At 66.6% G+C, this 15,993-nt stretch carries 15 protein-coding genes; 11 read left to right on the forward strand and 4 right to left on the reverse strand.

All coding sequences use genetic code 11. The features are described 5' to 3' along the window. Positions 1–53 precede the first annotated feature (53 nt). Together ABZ677_RS06475 and ABZ677_RS06480 are read left to right on the forward strand one after the other, a co-directional pair. Positions 54–1,334, forward strand: coding sequence for a hypothetical protein (locus tag ABZ677_RS06475; protein WP_358367555.1), 1,281 nt, complete (start codon positions 54–56; stop codon positions 1,332–1,334). 23 nt (positions 1,335–1,357) lie between these two features. Further along, positions 1,358–2,482 carry a glycosyltransferase family 4 protein gene (locus tag ABZ677_RS06480; protein ID WP_358367558.1) on the forward strand — a complete coding sequence of 375 codons (1,125 nt, stop codon included), beginning with the start codon at positions 1,358–1,360 and terminating at the stop codon, positions 2,480–2,482. Between the two features lie 10 nt (positions 2,483–2,492). Here the strand turns inward: ABZ677_RS06480 and ABZ677_RS06485 are convergent, their stop codons facing one another. Further along, entirely contained in the window at positions 2,493–4,298 is a 1,806-nt protein-coding gene (locus tag ABZ677_RS06485; RefSeq protein WP_358367561.1) for a long-chain fatty acid--CoA ligase, read from the reverse strand. A 204-nt stretch (positions 4,299–4,502) separates the two neighbouring features. On the opposite strand from ABZ677_RS06485, the gene ABZ677_RS06490 reads away from it, so the two are divergent. From ABZ677_RS06490 to ABZ677_RS06515, 6 genes are all read left to right on the forward strand, one after another. Further along, on the forward strand, positions 4,503–4,895 hold the full coding sequence (locus tag ABZ677_RS06490; protein ID WP_037192852.1) for a hypothetical protein: 393 nt from the start codon (positions 4,503–4,505) through the stop codon (positions 4,893–4,895). Positions 4,896–5,028: 133 nt separating this feature from the next. Next, complete coding sequence (locus ABZ677_RS06495; protein WP_358367564.1) at positions 5,029–5,463, forward strand: SRPBCC family protein; 435 nt, start codon at positions 5,029–5,031, stop codon at positions 5,461–5,463. Between the two features lie 29 nt (positions 5,464–5,492). Then, a complete protein-coding gene (locus tag ABZ677_RS06500) occupies positions 5,493–6,719 on the forward strand; it encodes an ArsA family ATPase (RefSeq protein WP_358367567.1) in 1,227 nt (408 codons plus the stop codon). 31 nt (positions 6,720–6,750) lie between these two features. Next, complete coding sequence (locus tag ABZ677_RS06505) at positions 6,751–7,224, forward strand: hypothetical protein (RefSeq protein ID WP_358367570.1); 474 nt, start codon at positions 6,751–6,753, stop codon at positions 7,222–7,224. Between the two features lie 55 nt (positions 7,225–7,279). After that, entirely contained in the window at positions 7,280–8,254 is a 975-nt protein-coding gene (locus ABZ677_RS06510; RefSeq protein WP_037192841.1) for an ROK family protein, read from the forward strand. 179 nt (positions 8,255–8,433) lie between these two features. Further along, a complete protein-coding gene (locus tag ABZ677_RS06515) occupies positions 8,434–9,162 on the forward strand; it encodes a lysophospholipid acyltransferase family protein (RefSeq protein ID WP_037192839.1) in 729 nt (242 codons plus the stop codon). A gap of 22 nt (positions 9,163–9,184) precedes the next feature. On the opposite strand, the gene ABZ677_RS06520 is transcribed toward ABZ677_RS06515, so the two are convergent. Continuing rightward, entirely contained in the window at positions 9,185–10,393 is a 1,209-nt protein-coding gene (locus tag ABZ677_RS06520) for a glycosyltransferase 87 family protein (RefSeq protein ID WP_358367817.1), read from the reverse strand. 164 nt (positions 10,394–10,557) lie between these two features. On the opposite strand from ABZ677_RS06520, the gene ABZ677_RS06525 reads away from it, so the two are divergent. Both ABZ677_RS06525 and ABZ677_RS06530 read left to right on the forward strand, forming a co-directional pair. Further along, positions 10,558–11,049 (forward strand): polyadenylate-specific 3'-exoribonuclease AS, encoded by a 492-nt coding sequence (locus ABZ677_RS06525; protein WP_027497365.1) that lies wholly within the window; start codon positions 10,558–10,560, stop codon positions 11,047–11,049. Between the two features lie 45 nt (positions 11,050–11,094). Further along, positions 11,095–12,480 (forward strand): class II 3-deoxy-7-phosphoheptulonate synthase, encoded by a 1,386-nt coding sequence (locus ABZ677_RS06530; RefSeq protein ID WP_032394396.1) that lies wholly within the window; start codon positions 11,095–11,097, stop codon positions 12,478–12,480. Here ABZ677_RS06530 and pknB read toward each other — a convergent pair whose 3' ends face one another. Next, positions 12,481–14,463, reverse strand: coding sequence for a Stk1 family PASTA domain-containing Ser/Thr kinase (pknB, locus tag ABZ677_RS06535; RefSeq protein ID WP_358367820.1), 1,983 nt, complete (start codon positions 14,461–14,463; stop codon positions 12,481–12,483). Positions 14,464–14,649: 186 nt separating this feature from the next. Here pknB and ABZ677_RS06540 point away from each other — a divergent pair, with 186 nt between their 5' ends. After that, positions 14,650–15,021: an Rv2175c family DNA-binding protein gene (locus ABZ677_RS06540; RefSeq protein WP_314141433.1), complete on the forward strand. Its 372-nt coding sequence runs from the start codon at positions 14,650–14,652 to the stop codon at positions 15,019–15,021. Here ABZ677_RS06540 and ABZ677_RS06545 read toward each other — a convergent pair. Continuing rightward, a complete protein-coding gene (locus ABZ677_RS06545) occupies positions 15,018–15,983 on the reverse strand; it encodes a phytoene/squalene synthase family protein (RefSeq protein WP_358367823.1) in 966 nt (321 codons plus the stop codon). The two genes, ABZ677_RS06540 and ABZ677_RS06545, sit on opposite strands and share 4 nt — an antisense overlap. Between the last annotated feature and the right edge of the window lie 10 nt (positions 15,984–15,993).

A 15,993-nucleotide genomic window follows, 5' to 3' on the forward strand; every position in this document is an offset into this window, starting at 1 on the left:
CATCCGGGTTGCAGGTTCTCCTCCGATCGTCATGGCTGCGTTGGACAGCGGTCGTGGTCGTCGCAATCGTGGCCGTCTCGGTCGTCCTGATTCACCGATTCGACGGCACGTCCAGTGCCGGGACCGCCGACGTGACAGTCGCTCAGGCCCCGCCGACCTACGATCAGCAGCGCCGCGCCGATGTGACCGTCCTCCTCGACCAGTGGGCGCGGGCGGTTCGCTCCGGAGATCTCGATGCACTGCGCGAGTTGATGGATCCGCAGGCCGACCCAGACTTCGTGGAAGCACAGATGCGTCGGGCGGCAGTGGTTCCGGGCGTCCCCTTCGCCGAGTTCGGCTACGACCTGGGTGACGACCCCGAGACCCCGGTGCCGCCGCCGATCGCCGCGGCGCTCGATTCAACCGATGTGTGGGCACCCTCGGTGTATCTGCGCTACGCGGTCACCGGTCCGGACGCATCGCCGACGCGGCGGCCGGTCTCACTGGTCGTGGCCGAGCGGGACGGTCGGTGGCGGCTGGTCGACGACGCGGACCTGACCGAGTACCGACGCCACACCTGGCGTGGGCCGTGGGATTTCGGCCCTCTGACCGTGCGCTCGGTGCCCACCGCAGCCGGGACATCGGTGGTCATGGGCCATCCGGACCGCGAGCAGTTCGTCGAGAGCCTCGCGGCCGAACTTCCGTCGGCAACCGCAGCCGTCACCGACTTCTGGGGAGACGACTGGGCGCGCGACGGGCTGGTCTTCGTCGCATCCTCCGCGGAGGAGTTCGCCGAACTGACGGGATCCGATCCGTCCACCGATGTGGCCGCGGTGACGGTGTCCGACGCGGTTGCGGGGGACGGCTCCCGGCCGACGGGTCAGCGGGTGGTGTTCGGTCCGGACGCGGCGACGCGGTTGACGCCGTTCACCGTGCGCTCGGTTCTGCGACACGAGTTGACTCATGTGGCGGCGAGGGCGCGGACGTCCGACGGTACGGAGTTGTGGGTGTCGGAGGGGTTCGCCGACTATTCGGGGTACCGAAATTCGGGTGCCGACTTCGTGCAACTTGCGCCCACGCTCGCGGCGATCGTGGCGGCGGGTGGGCCGCCGACGGTGCTGCCGAAGAACGAGGACTTCGGGGCCGGTGGTGCCCGGTCGAGTGTGGCCTACGAATCGGCGTGGTCGGTATTCGCATTCGTGGCCGATCGGTTTGGGGAGTCGACCCTGCGCTCGCTGTACGAAGCTCTTGCGTCCGAGAGCTCCACCGATTCTGCCTTCGCGTCGGTGCTGGGGTCGGACCGAGCACAGTTCGTGGCCTCGTGGGGCGACTGGGTGGCTCGCCAGGCCCGCTGAGACGGGGCGCTACGGTTGACACCATGCGTCGTACTCTGCTCGTGACGAACGACTTTCCGCCTCGCCCGGGTGGTATCCAGTCCTATCTGCACAGCTTCGCCTCGCAGCTGCCGGCCGACGAGCTGGTGGTCTACGCACCGCGATGGCGCGGCGACTCGCACGACAAGTTCGACGCCAGGCAGCCGTTCGAGGTGATCCGGCATCCGACGACTCTGATGTTGCCCACTCCGCTCGTCGCGCGTCGGGCAGCTCGAATCCTGAAGTCCAGAGACTGCGATTCGGTGTGGTTCGGTGCGTCGGCTCCGCTGGCCGTGATGTCGTCGTACCTGCGCAAGGCCGGGGCCGAGCGCATCGTGGCGAGTACGCACGGTCACGAGGTCGGTTGGTCGATGGTGCCGGGTGGGCGGGCGACTCTGCGCACGATCGGCGAGAACACCGACGTGGTGACCTACGTCAGCAAGTACACCCGGGGGCGCTTCAGCTCGGCGTTCGGTCGGACCGCTGCCCTCGAGCACCTGCCGCCCGGTGTCGATACCGATCGCTTCGTGCCCGACGACGCTGCACGAGCGGAACTTCGTGCGCGCTACGGCCTCGGTGATCGCCCTACCGTTCTGTGCCTGTCCCGGCTCGTTCCGCGCAAGGGTCAGGATTTCCTGGTCCGGGCGCTCCCGGGGATCCGCCGCGCCGTCGACGGTGCGGTTCTGGTGATCGTCGGCGGCGGGCCGTACGAGAAGACTCTGCGCGAGCTCGTTCGATCCACCGGGATGGAGCAGCACGTGGTGTTCACCGGCACCGTGCCGTCGGCGGAGCTCGCCGCCCACCACACCATCGCCGACGTGTTCGCGATGCCGAGCCGAACCCGAGGCGCCGGTCTCGATGTCGAAGGTCTCGGCATCGTCTACCTCGAGGCGTCTTCCTGCGGAGTACCCGTTGTCGCAGGCATGTCCGGGGGAGCGCCGGAAGCTGTGCAGCACAACAAGACCGGCCTCGTCGTCGACGGGACGTCGGTCTCGGACATCACCGACGCGATCGTGAAGATCCTGTCCGATCGCACGCTGGCCACGCAGATGGGCAACGCCGGCCGCGCATGGGTCGACGCGGAATGGCGCTGGGACGTACTGACGGAAAAGCTGCGTTCGTTGATCTAGGCAGTGCGGCTCAACGGGCGTAGATCGCCTCGATCTCGTCGGCGTAGGCCGCGGTGATGACGTTGCGCTTGAGCTTCATCGTGGGAGTCAGCTCGCCGCTCTCCTCCGAGAAGTCGTGGGGGAGTAGTCGATACTTCTTGATGGACTCTGCATGCGAGACGGACCTGTTCGCGTCGGCGACGGCGGCGTCGATCTCCGCGACGAGTTCGGGATCGGTCTGCAGATCCGCTGCGGTGGCGTCGGCGGCCTTGCCGTGGGAGGACTTCCAGCGATCGAACGCGTCCGGATCGAGGGTGATGAGCGCGCCGATGAAGGGCTTCTGATCGCCCACGACGACTGCCTGGCTGATCAACGCGCCCGCCCGCAGCTGGTCTTCCAGTCCGGCCGGTGAAACGTTCTTGCCGCCTGCGGTGACGATCAATTCCTTCTTGCGCCCCGAGATCGTGATGTAGCCGTCCTCGTCCACGGAACCGAGATCGCCGGTGCGGAACCAGCCGTCGTCCAGCGATTCGGCGGTCGCGTCCTCGTTGCGCCAGTAGCCGTCGAACACGACCGGTCCGCGGAGTTGGATCTCGCCGTCCTCGGCGATGCGCACCGTGTTGCCGGGCAGTGGACGCCCGACGCTGCCCACGCGTTGGAATCCGATGGTGTTGACCGCGAACGCCGCGGTGGTTTCGGTCAGCCCGTAGCCCTCGTAGATCGTCACGCCGATGCCCCGGTAGAAGTGGCCGAGACGGGAACCGAGAGGCGCGCCGCCGGAGATGGCGAGTTCGCACTTGCCGCCGAGCGCTGCCCGCAGTTTGCCGTAGACCAACTTGTCGAACACGGTGTGCTTGGCGCGCAACACGATTCCCGGTCCGCCGGTGTCCTGTGCCTCGCTCCACGCCACTGCGCATTCGGTGGCGAGGTCGAAGATCTTTCCCTTGCCGTCGGCGTGCGCCTTCTGCTTGGCGGTGTTGAAGACCTTCTCGAACACTCGCGGTACCGAGAGGATGAAGTCCGGCTGGAACGTGCCGAACGTCGCAACGAGGTTGGGGATGTCGCTGGTGTGCCCGAGGGTGACCCCGGCGTCGAACGAGGCGATGGACACCGCGCGTGCCAGTACGTGCGCCAACGGAAGGAACATCAGCGTGCTGCGGCCCTGCCTCATCAGTGATTTCAGCGACGTCTCACGAATGCCGAGTGATTCGGCGAGCAGGTTGGCGTGGGTCAGCTGGACGCCCTTGGGGCGACCCGTGGTTCCCGAGGTGTAGATGAGGGTTGCCGGGTCCGACGAGGCGAGTGTCGAAACCCGTTGGTGCACCTCGTCTTCGGTGATCCCGGTCCCGCCGTCGATCAGTGCCTGCACTGCGTCGGTGCCTGCCGAGTTCGCGATGACGAACGTCTGCTGGACCGACGGGGCAGCTGCCACAACGGACTTCGTCTCCTGCACGTGCGCGTCGTTCTCGAGGATCAGCAGGACCGGCTCGGCGTCTTCGAGAATCCACTCCACCTGCCCGGCCGAGGACGTCTCGTAGATCGGTACCGTCACGCCGCCCGCGGCCCAGATCGCGTAGTCGAGAACCGACCACTCGAAACGCGTCGACGACATCAGTGCGACCCGATCGCCCTGCGCGATGCCCGCGGCGATCAGACCCCGCGCCACCCCGACCACCAGGCGCTCGAACTCGGCAGCGGTGACGTCGATCCACTGCCCGTCCGACAAGCGGCGGAACACGACCGCGTCCGGCGATGTGCGGGCGCGAGCGAAGACGGTATCGACAGCCGAGTCGGTGTCCGCGATGGCGTATTTTGCGGCGACGGTGAACTCGCGCACGGGATTACCTCCGGATAGAACGGGGAGAACGAAAGTCGATAGCTCGGCTTCACAGATACTCTAGACCCGGGCTCACGGCGTCGAAATGCGCCTCGAAAGAAGGCTGCAGGAACGACCCGGAACAGACGCGAGTGGAGCCTGCAGGAACGAGCCTGAACAGAGGGGACGCGCATTGCCCCGGACCCGATATGTGAAGCTCTGTCGATGAGCAGTATTCAAGTTGCGGATCAGACATTCGTGGCCGCCCCCGGTGAGCGGGTGGCGCAGGCGTTCGCGTCGCCCGAGCGGTGGCGTCGATGGTGGCCGGATCTGAACCTGACCATCACCGAGGACCGGGGTGAGAAGGGGATCCGCTGGGCAGTGCGCGGCGGGGTCGTCGGAACGATGGAACTGTGGCTCGAGCCTGCGCTCGACGGTGTGATCGTGCATTACTTCCTGCATGCCGAACCTGCCGCGGACGTCGACGTGGCGGCGCACCAGCACACTCGGCGGGTGGCCGGACGAGCGATGACGTTCGAGCTCAAACGAGAGCTCGAGGCCGGTCGGTCTGCAGGTGAGGCACCCCACCACGTAGCGTCGACTCCGGCTCGAGAATGAACCGCGCGGTACGGTCGGCCGGTTCGCGTTGTGCGTCGGCGGATCGATCGTGTGAGATAGGCCTGCGCGAGTTCGGCGGTGCAGAAGCGAGCCGAGCTGATCGAAGTACCCGAGAGGAAGCGGACGAGTAGTCATGGCGGAGAAAACCCAGAGGTCGATCGTCGTCGAAGCCCCACCGAGCCGGGTCATGGACGTCATCGCCGATTTCGACGCGTACCCCACGTGGGTGTCGGCCGCGAAGTCCGTCGAGGTCCTCGAAGTCGGCAAGGACGGTCGTGGCAAGCGCGTCAAGTTCGTGCTCGACGCAGGGATGGTGAAAGACACCTACGAGCTCGAGTACGACTGGGCAGCCGACGGCCATTCGGTCTCCTGGAACCTCGTCTCGGGCGAGATGCAGAAATCCCAGAACGGCTCGTACACGTTGCGCGAGTCGGGTAGCGGCACCGACGTGACGTACGAGCTCACCGTGGACCTGAACATTCCGATGATCGGTCTGTTCAAGCGCAAGGCAGAGAAGGTCATCACCGACACTGCGCTCAAGGAATTGAAGAAGCGGGTCGAAGGCTGAGCGAAGCTCGCACCGAAGCCCGCACCACGGTGTTGCTGTTCCTCGGCAAAGGTGGCGCGGGTAAGACGACGCTGGCGGCTGCGTCGGGGCTGCGACTCGCCCAGGCCGGTGAGCGGGTGCTGATCGCCTCCGTCGACCAGGCGCACTCGCTGGCCGACGCGTTCGCGGGGGACGCCGAGGCCGAGGACCCGTCCGGTGTTCGTTCGATCGCGCCCGGCCTGGACATCGTCGAGATCGACACGCTGGCGTTGCTCGAAGCGCGGTACCGGGGGCTCGGCTCGCTGATGGCCGTGGCGTCCGCCGGACACGAACACGGGGTGAGCTTCGGGGCAATCGAACCGGAGGAGCTGCTCGGTCTCCCCGGAGTCGAAGAGTTGCTCGGAATGCACGAGATCGGCCGTCTTGCCGACGAGAATCGCTGGGACACAGTAATAGTCGACCTGCCCGCATCGGCGGATGCCCTACGCATGCTGCAGTTGCCCGACACCGTCGCCGCGTACGTCGAGCGGATCTGGCCTCTGCACGCACGGATGGTCGCCGGCACCGGTTCCGATGTACGTCTGACCCTCGTGGTGGCGATGATCGAGCGAATCCTCGCGCAGGTCGACTCCGTACGGTCCCTGATCACCGACTCCGCCCGAACCGGCGCGACCGTGGTCGTCACCGCCGAACAACTTTCGGTCGTCGACGCGGAACGAACACTGTCGGCAGCTGCTCTGCTCGGAATCAGAATCGATCGTGTTCTGGTCAACAAAATCCTGCCGAAGCTCAACGCGTCGTCGATCGGTCTGGTGGGCGCTCATCCGGCCGTGTTCTGGTTCGAGAGGTGGCGGGCGGCGCAGCAAGACGCGGTCGCCGAGCTGCGCCGACGCATCGGCACGGTGCCGATCGTGGAGGTGGAGCACGCTCCCGGCGAACCGGTAGGGTTGGGGCCCTTGCAAGATGTGGCCGATCGCCTCGAACCGGACTCCCTCGAACGGCGCGCGCCGGGCTGGGGTGAGCAACCTTCGGTTGTGCTCGAGTCGGGTCGCGGACTCGAATCCGTGTACGCGATGAGAATGCTTCTGCCGGTGGTGGATTCGACGACCTTGGGCCTGGGGCGAGTGGAGGACGACTTGATAGTGAGTGCCGACGGGAGGCGACGGCGCATCAGATTGGCGTCGGTGCTGCGTCGGTGCGTCGCGGACTCCGCCGAACTCGACGGACCGTGCCTGGTGGTGCGTTTCCGTCCGAACCCCGACGTGTGGCCACTGTGACTCCATCAACCCCGGCGGCCGGGGTGTGTCGATGAACTCGGACCATTCCGAGCTGGGGGCGGACCTGCTGGCCCTGGCCGAGACCGTGTTGACGCGACTGGAGCCCATCCTGCGTCGCGTCGCCGAGACACAGCAGGATCGTGACCAACAGGGATGCAGTTGGTGCCCGGTCTGCGCACTCGCGGCGCTGGTGCGCGGCGAGCGCCACGATCTCGTCGAGCTCGTGGCCTCCGAGAGCGCCGTGGTGATCGCGCTGTTGCGCCAGTTGCTCGCCGATCACACGACCTCCGGGGCGGCGCACTCCGCAACGCAGGCTCCGCCCGCCCCGTCGTCACCCGGAACCGCGGCCGAACCCGGGCCCGGCAGTGCCGGTGCCCCCTCGGACCCGGCAGAGGTCGCGGACGTGTCGATGGACACGAAATCACGGGACGACCGCCCCGCGTCGTTCGTTCCGATTACCGTTCGAGTGAAGAATTCGCGTTCGGACGAGCAGGAGCGTCCGTGATCGACGCGACTCGGGTGCAGGCCGCGTGGGGGACGGCCGAGGAAGGCATGAACGAATGAAGCGGCACCACCAGCGACTGACGGTCGGCATCGACGTGGGCGGGACCAGCCTGCGCGCGTCCGTCGTCGACGAGGACGGGCAGGTGCTCGACTCGACGGCCGCTCCCACCCCGCACACTGCTCGCGCGCTCGAACGTGGTCTGGATCGGGCCGTGCAGGAGCTGGCCGGGCGACACGACATCGCGGCAGTGGGGCTCGCCGTCGCCGGGTTCATCGACTCCGACCGCACGACGGTTCTCTTCGCCCCGCATCTGCCGTGGGTGAACACTCCGGTGGCGACGGAAATGAGCATGCGCATCGGTCTGCCGGTGTTGCTCGAGCACGACGCCAATTCGGCGGCATGGGCCGAGTATCGCTTCGGTGCCGCGTCCGGTGGCCGCAACGTGGTGATGGTGGCCATCGGTACCGGTATCGGTGCGGCGCTGCTGATCGACGGCAGGATCTATCGGGGTAGCCACGGCGTGGCACCGGAACTCGGTCACATCCAGGTCGTGCCGGACGGCCGGGCCTGTCCCTGCGGCAAGCGCGGTTGTTGGGAGCGGTACTGCAGCGGTACTGCTCTGGTGGACACCGCGGTCGAGTTGCTGGCGGCGGACCCGGCGTCCTCGACGACCCTGGCTCGTGAGGTGTTCCTCGACCCGGGTTCGTTGACCGGCCGCCGGATCGCCAGTGCTGCGCACGAGGGTGACTCGATCGCCCGCCGCACCATGGAAGACTTCGCACAGTGGCTCGGCGTCGGGCTCTCGATGGTCAGCGACGTGTACGACCCGGATCTGATCGTGTTGGCCGGTGGAGTGGCGACGTCGTCGAGTCAGTTCCTGGCGCGCGCGACCGACAAGTATGCGGAGCTGGTGACCGGTGCGGGGCACCGACCGCTGGCCCGAATTCGCAGTACTCAACTCGGTGAGGCAGCAGGCATGATCGGGGCCGCGGAGTTGGCCCGGGCGCAGTTCGTCACCGGGGTCCGCTGACTGTTCTTCGCTCGCTTCCTGTGACCTCTGTCCCCGTGTCGGCGATGATGTGGCTGGTGTCATAAACCGTGGGTACAGTTCACTACGCGGCACGGTTCGAGGACGCACGGCCGCAGTCGATTCGCTTCAGGGCGAGGCGGCACCAAACGAATTCCGGACCATCATCAGGGAGCATGTCAATGTGGTACTGGCTGGTTAAGTACATTTTCGTCGGCCCCCTTCTCATCGCCCTGGGGCGGCCCACGATCGAGGGTGCGGAGAACATCCCGACGGAGGGTCCGGTCATTCTGGCCAGCAACCACAAGGCCGTTCTCGATTCGTTCTACCTCCCGCTCAAGACGCCTCGCCGCATCACCTTCCTCGCCAAGAGCGAGTACTTCACCGGACCGGGGCTCAAGGGCGCGTTCCAGAAATGGTTCTTCACCGCGGTCGGGCAGGTGCCGATCGATCGCACCGGAGCCGACGCGGCACAGGACGCGCTCAACGCAGGCGTACGCGTGATCGAAGCAGGCAAGGTTCTCGGCATCTACCCCGAGGGCACACGGTCACCCGACGCGCGGCTGTACAAGGGCAAGACCGGGATGGCGCGTCTGGCATTGCAGACCGGAGTTCAGGTGATCCCGGTCGCGATGATCGGTACCGAGAAGATGAACCCGATCGGTTCGCGCGTGTGGCGTCCGGCGAAGGTCACCATCCGGATCGGAAAGCCCATCGACTTCTCTCGCTTCGAGGGCATGGCAGGCAATCGTTTCGTCGAGCGTGCCGTCACCGACGAGGTGATGTACGACCTGATGTTGCTCTCCGGTCAGGAGTACGTGGACGTGTACGCCGCATCTCTGAAAAAGGCTGCACCCGAGGCGGAGTCGGCTCCGACCGCGCAGCGTATCCCGGATTCCAAGGCCAGCTGATCCTGTTCGGCCCGCGTCGCGATCACTGCGCGGCGTGTGTACCGACTGTCGCGTTCAATCGATCGGACCACGTGATCGCGGCCGTGGCGACGATCGAGGCGAGCGCCCACCACACGTAGCCCGAGGCAGCGAACTGATCCACGAGCGGCCAGCCCAGCCCGCTCCATCGACCCTCGCCGAGCTTCCAGTGCGGCGGGTAGAGCATCAACGCCAGCCCGACGGCCACCAGAGTCGCCAGCAGCGCACTGCGGCGGCGGTAGCCCAGTACGGCGAGCACGACGACGAACGGGATGGCCCACACCCAGTGGTGTGACCAGGAAACCGGCGACACCAGCAGTCCGAACATGGCGTTGATCGTCAGCGCGAGCGCAGTCTCGTCTGCGGCGAACGCCTTTCGCATCGCCACCGCCGCGATGGCGAGCACCACCACCGACAACGCGAGCCACAGGATCGACCGGGGTAGTTCGTCCAACCCGAGCCGCGCGAGCACTCCGGTGATCGACTGATTGGGCGGGTAGGCCGGGCCGCCGATTCGGTCGGAATCGACGATCGTCTCGGTCCAGTACTTCACCGAGTCCGACCACGTCAGCGCGAAGCCGATCGCGGTGAACACCGCAAAACTCAGTACCGACACCACTGCTGCGCGAAAGTCCTTGCGCAACAAGAAGAACAGTACGAACACTGCGGGGGTGAGCTTGACGGCGGCCACGAGACCGATCAGCACACCTCGGGGCCACGGCGTCTTCTTCGGCAAGCAGTCCAGTGCAACGAACGCCATCAACACGATGTTGATCTGTCCGTAGTTCAGCGTCGAGGTGACCGGCTCGAGGAGCAGCACGGCCACGGCGAACACAGCTCCGGCAGACCACCACACGAGCGTGCGGGGACGCAGTCCGAGCGAGGTGAGGGTCACCACGACGGTCACCAGCAGCAAGAGCATGGACAGCACGGTGACCGCGATCGAGGCGGCGTACAGCGACACCGACGACAGCGGGCTGAAAATCGCCGCGGCGATCGGGGGATAGGTGAACGGCAGCGTCGTACCGGTCGCGATCGGTGGCAGCTGACCGTAGAGATCCCCGCCCTCGGCGAACACCTGCCCGCCCAGTCGATACACGTCCAGATCGAGACGGTAATGCTCACCGATCGTCCGCAGCCCCGGAAAGCCGTTGAGATGGAACAGCACACCGACGACGGCACCGATCAGAACGAGGACCCTGCTCGACGCCACCGCCCAACTCGGCCACCGGCGTCGCGTCGGCGCGGCCGGCTCCGATGCTTCGGCGACCGGACGGTTGGAGTCGGGCGAAGTCACTGGCGTTCCCTTTCAGGGCTCTTCGGATCGGGGCTACCGGTACGTGGGGGACGTGTCGGGGACGCGCTAGGGTGAGCCGCGTGCGCTACTTCTACGACACAGAGTTCATCGAGGATGGTCGCACAATCGAGTTGGTCTCGATCGGTGTGGTGTCGGAGGACGGTCGCGAGTTCTATGCGGTGTCCTCCGAGTTCGACCCCGAGCGCGCCGGCCGCTGGGTTCGACGCAACGTGCTTCCCAAGCTGCCACCGTACTCGTCGCCGCTGTGGATGAGCCGGTCCCGAATCCGAGACGAACTGCTCGAATTTCTCGTTCCGCACTACGGTGCCGAGGTCGAATTGTGGGCGTGGGTTGCGGCGTACGACCACGTGGCCCTCTGTCAGCTGTGGGGCTCGATGACCGAGTTGCCGCGTTCGTTGCCGCGGTTCACTCGTGAGCTGCGCCAACATTGGGAGGATCGCGGCAGTCCCGAGCTGCCGTCGGTTCCCGACGATGCTCACGACGCCCTGGCCGACGCGCGGCACAATCTGGCGAAGTTCCAGGCGATCGAGGAGTACTCGTACCGCGGGTGAACACCCGTTGTCCTGCGGCTTCGGCGGTGCGAATATCCTGTAGCGGTGAACTGGACTGTCGACGTACCCATCGATCGCTTGCCCGACCTGCCGCCGTTGTCACCGACGCTGCGCTCTCGATTGGACGATGCGTTGGCCAAGCCGGCTGCGCAGCAACCGCAGTGGGATCCCGAGCATGCTGCCGACATGCGCAAGGTGCTCGAGAGCGTTCCCCCGATCACCGTCGCCGGTGAGGTGGAGGCGTTGTCGGACAAGCTCGCCGCCGTCGCTCGCGGTGAGGCCTTCCTGCTGCAGGGTGGCGATTGCGCCGAGACCTTCGTCGACAACACCGAGCCGCACATCAAGGGCAACATCCGCACGCTGCTGCAGATGGCGGTGGTGCTCACCTACGGCGCGAGCATGCCGGTGGTCAAGGTCGCCCGCATCGCGGGGCAGTACGCCAAGCCGCGTTCGTCGAACATCGACGCGCTCGGACTGCAGTCCTACCGCGGCGACATGATCAACTCGCTCGTCGCCGACGAGAGCGTCCGCGGCCACGATCCGTCGCGACTGGTGCGCGCCTACGCCAACGCGAGTGCAGCGATGAATCTGGTCCGCGCACTCACCGGTGCAGGCATGGCGGATCTGCACAAGGTGCACGACTGGAACCGCGAGTTCGTCGCACAGTCGCCCGCCGGTGCCCGCTACGAGGCGCTCGCGGGGGAGATCGATCGCGGACTGCGCTTCATGGATGCCTGCGGCGTCTCGGACCCCAACCTGCACACCGCGCAGATCTTCGCCAGCCACGAAGCACTCGTTCTCGACTACGAGCGCGCGATGCTGCGCCTGGACAACACCGACGATCACCCCAAGCTGTACGACCTGTCCGCACACTTCCTGTGGATCGGCGACCGCACCCGCCAACTCGACGGGGCGCACATCGCGCTGGCCGAGCTGATCTCCAACCCGATCGGTCTCAAGATCGGGCCCACGACCACGCCCGAGATGGCCGTCGAGTACGTCGAGCGGCTCGACCCGACCAACAAGCCGGGACGTCTGACGCTGATCTCGCGCATGGGCAACGGCAAGGTGCGCGACATCCTGCCCGCCATCATCGAGAAGGTGCAGGCCACCGGCCACCAGGTCATCTGGCAGTGCGATCCGATGCACGGCAACACGCACGAGGCCTCGACCGGCTACAAGACGCGTCACTTCGACCGCATCGTCGACGAGGTGCAGGGATTCTTCGAGGTGCACAACGGCCTCGGAACGCATCCGGGCGGAATTCACGTCGAACTGACCGGCGACAACGTCACCGAGTGCCTCGGCGGTGCCCAGGACATCTCGGACCTCGACCTCGCAGGCCGCTACGAGACCGCCTGCGACCCGCGTCTGAACACGCAGCAGAGCATCGAGCTGGCGTTCCTCGTCGCCGAGATGCTCCGCGACTGATCAGGGCAGCGACACGACCATGACCTCGGAGCCCGGTTCCACCCGAGAACCGGCTCCGGGGCTCTGGGTGATGACCAGAGACCCGTCGGTGTCCACCACCTGACGGACGTCGATCGTCAGACCCAACGTCGCGAGCGTGCTCCGGGCCGAGCCGACCGACCGACCCAGCAACGACGGCACGGTGACGGCGTTGGACACCTCGAGCACCGCGGTGGACCCGGACCTCACCGTCTGACCGGCTTCCGGTGTGGTTGCGATCGCCTTGCCGCCATCGGTGTCCTCGTCGAAGGTCTCGCGAACCTCGCCGACGGTGATGCCCACCGAATCCAGCGTCGTTCGGGCCTGGTCGACGCTCTGCCCGCGTACGTCGGGTACCTCGACCGGCGGTGCCCCCTTGCTGCGCAGCACCGTGACCGAGCTTCCCGTCGTCAGCACCGTGCCGGGCGGTGGGTCCAGTGCTGCGACCCCGCCGATCGGAGCGGACGTGCTGAAGGCCTCGCCGCCGTCGACGGGCGTGAACGTCCGGTCTCGCAGCTGTTGTTCCATGTCGTCGACGGATGCGTCCGTGTCGATAGAGGGAACGGTGGGGCGGCCCAGCGACACCAACAGAAACACCGTGTCGCCCTTGGCGATTCGCGATCCGCCGGTGGGATCGGTGCCGATGAGAAGGTCGGTGTCCACCGAGTCGGAGTACGTTCCGCGCACAGCCGACTCGAGACCGGCGGCTTCCACGGCGCTCGTGGCACCGGTGGTGTCGAGCCCGTCCACCATCGGGACTGCGGTGTAACGACCCGAGCCCATCCACCATCCGCCGAAGCCGACCAGTACGGCGAGCAGGGCGACAACGAGCAGCCAGACGACGATCGCTCGGCGCGAGCGTTGGCGATCGGCGTCGAAATCGGGGAACTCGTAGTGCCTTCTGCCGGTCGGGGGTGGCCCGGCGGGCGGCGGATCGGTGATGTCGGAGCCGTGGTCGATGCCTCGGGACGTGGGCGAGGTGACCACTCGGGTGTGCTGCACCCCGTCTCGAGGGGGCTGGGGCGGCGAATTGTCCACGACCTGGGTGCGAGCGGCCGGCGGACGGCCGCCTGCGACCGTCGTCGGTGCGCCGGCTGCGGCCGAGCTCAGATGTTCGGCCGAGCGCTTGGGCGCGGGCACTCGGTACTCGGGCAGCGCGAGCGCCGACGCGGCAGCGCGCAGAGCGCGGGCCATGTCGTCGGCATTGCGGTACCGGTGTTCCGGGGCGCGAACGGTGGCGCGTTGGACCACCTCGTCGAATTGCGGGGGTACGCCCGCGATGAGAGTGGAAGGGAGCGGTACGTCGTTGTCGATGCGCTGGTAGGCGATGGACAGTGAAGTATCGCCGGTGAACGGTGTGCGTCCGGTCAGTAGCTCGAACAACACGACACCGACGCCGTAGACGTCGCTGCTCGCGGACGCGGAGCCGGTGGTGACCTGCTCGGGAGACAGGTACGCGGCGGTGCCCAGAATCACACTGCTCGACGTCACGGTGGAGGCTGCGATGGCTCGGACGAGACCGAAGTCGGCAATCTTCACGTCGCCGTCGTCGCTGATCAGAATGTTCTCGGGCTTGATGTCGCGGTGCACCAGACCGGCTCGGTGGGCCACTGCGAGCGCGTCGAGAACCGGTCGGATGACGGCCGCTGCAGCGTGCGGGGGCATCGGTCCACGCTCGCGCAGTAGTTCACGCAGAGTTCCGCCCTCGACGAGTTCCATGACGAGGAAGGCGTGTTCGCCGTCGCGCCCGTGGTCGTAGACGGCGACGAGGCCGGGGTGACTGAGCCTGGCCACGGCCCGAGCCTCGAACTCGAAGCGCTGGACGAACTGCGGGTCCTCGGCGAACTTCGGATCCATGATCTTCACCGCGACGGGGCGGTCGAGCCTGGTGTCGAGTCCGCGGTAGACCGTCGACATACCGCCGCGCGCGATCGGTGCGTCTATTCGGTACCGACGATCGAGCATCGAACCCGGTATCACCGAACCTCCCCTCGTCGTCCATTGATTTCCGGCCTTCGGTGCCGGATGCTGAAGTCGATCGTATCGGTGCCGGAGATGCCGACCGACGATCGTGGATCGTGTCCTCGGTCCCGACCGACCCGGATTCTGCGCTTTTGAAGTCTGGACGCCGGACCCGTTAACGTTACCTGCGTGAGTGCCATTCCCTATGCCGACGACGTGCTCGATCCGTCGGTGTCTTTGCTGCAGTTCGCCGATGTCGCGAAGATCCTCGACATCCCCAAGACCCGCGTCGAACAGCTCGTCCGAGATCGCCAGTTGCTCGCCCTGAAGCGTTCGCGCGTGCCCGGTGTGCCGGAGCAGTTCCTCGACACGAGCAAGGGCACCATCGTCAAGGGGCTTCCCGGTCTGCTGGCCGTGCTGCACGACGGCGGTTACGAGGACGAGGAAATCCTGCGGTGGCTGTTCACCGAGGACGAGAGCCTGCCCGGTGCACCTGTCGCCGCTCTGCACGGCGACCTGATGCGCGAAGTGATCAGGCGCGCACAGGCGATGGCCTTCTAGCGAACCGTCGCGCGCTTCCAGCCGGTGACGGCGAACTGCGGAAGCGCGATGCGCGCTCGGGTCAACTGCGGCACCGTCGCGCGTTGGGAGAGCACGCGGTAGCCCTGTGACTCGACCTCTGCGAGGATGCGGCCGTACAGGATCGACGCCGTGCGCATCGACGGTCGCACTCGCGGATCCAGCATCTCGATGCCCGCATCGGACGTGCGGTAGATCGAGCGGGTGACGGCGATCAGGTGCGCGAGAGCGCGGGTGACCCTGGCATCGACATTCCCCGTGGTGCGGCACCACCGGAGTAGTTCTTCGTCGACGCCGAACGCCGCGAGTTCGTCGGTGGGCAGGTAGATGCGGTCGCGATCGAGGTCCTCACCCATGTCTCGGATGAAGTTGGTGAGCTGGAACGCCTCGCCGAGGGCTGCGGCGGGCGGCTCGGCCTCCGACCGCTCGACGACGGTTCCCAGGATCGGCAACATCTGCAGTCCGATGACCGCAGCGGAGCCGTACACGTACTCGCGCAACTGCTCCATCGTGCGGTAGCGGGAGACGAACATCGGGCTTCCCGGAATGTCCATGCGCATCGAGTGCATGAACGCGAAGAAATAGTCGTGCGGAATGTCGTAGCGCGCCACGGTGTCGCACAACGCGCTCAACACTCGATCGGACACGCTGTCGGACAACGGTTTTCCCGCCAACGCGTCGCGCACCCGGGATTCGATCACGTCGAGTTCGACGATGCGACGGGCGTTGAGCTCGTCCGACCCCACGGCGATGTCGGTGCCCTCGAGGTCGACGATGTCGTCGACCATCCGGGCGAACCCGTACAGCGCATGCACGCCTGCGCGCTTGTCGGTGGGGAGCAGGCGCGTGGCGAGGAAGTACGTCTTGCCGTGCTGGGCGTTGAGTTCGCGACAGATGCGGTATGCCTCGTGCAGCTCCGGATCGATACCGTCCAGTTCTTTCATCACGCGGGCC

The sequence above is a fragment of the Rhodococcus sp. NPDC006774 genome, assembly GCF_040636045.1.
Classification (GTDB): domain Bacteria; phylum Actinomycetota; class Actinomycetes; order Mycobacteriales; family Mycobacteriaceae; genus Rhodococcoides.

Coding starts and splice junctions, on each gene's coding strand:
- ABZ677_RS06480 (WP_358367558.1), top strand. CDS start 1,358: ATGCGTCGTACTCTGCTCGTGACGAACGACTTTCCGCCTCGCCCGGGT.
- ABZ677_RS06490 (WP_037192852.1), top strand. CDS start 4,503: ATGAGCAGTATTCAAGTTGCGGATCAGACATTCGTGGCCGCCCCCGGT.
- ABZ677_RS06495 (WP_358367564.1), top strand. CDS start 5,029: ATGGCGGAGAAAACCCAGAGGTCGATCGTCGTCGAAGCCCCACCGAGC.
- ABZ677_RS06505 (WP_358367570.1), top strand. CDS start 6,751: ATGAACTCGGACCATTCCGAGCTGGGGGCGGACCTGCTGGCCCTGGCC.
- ABZ677_RS06510 (WP_037192841.1), top strand. CDS start 7,280: ATGAAGCGGCACCACCAGCGACTGACGGTCGGCATCGACGTGGGCGGG.
- ABZ677_RS06515 (WP_037192839.1), top strand. CDS start 8,434: ATGTGGTACTGGCTGGTTAAGTACATTTTCGTCGGCCCCCTTCTCATC.
- pknB (WP_358367820.1), bottom strand. CDS start 14,463: ATGCTCGATCGTCGGTACCGAATAGACGCACCGATCGCGCGCGGCGGT.
- ABZ677_RS06545 (WP_358367823.1), bottom strand. CDS start 15,983: ATGAAAGAACTGGACGGTATCGATCCGGAGCTGCACGAGGCATACCGC.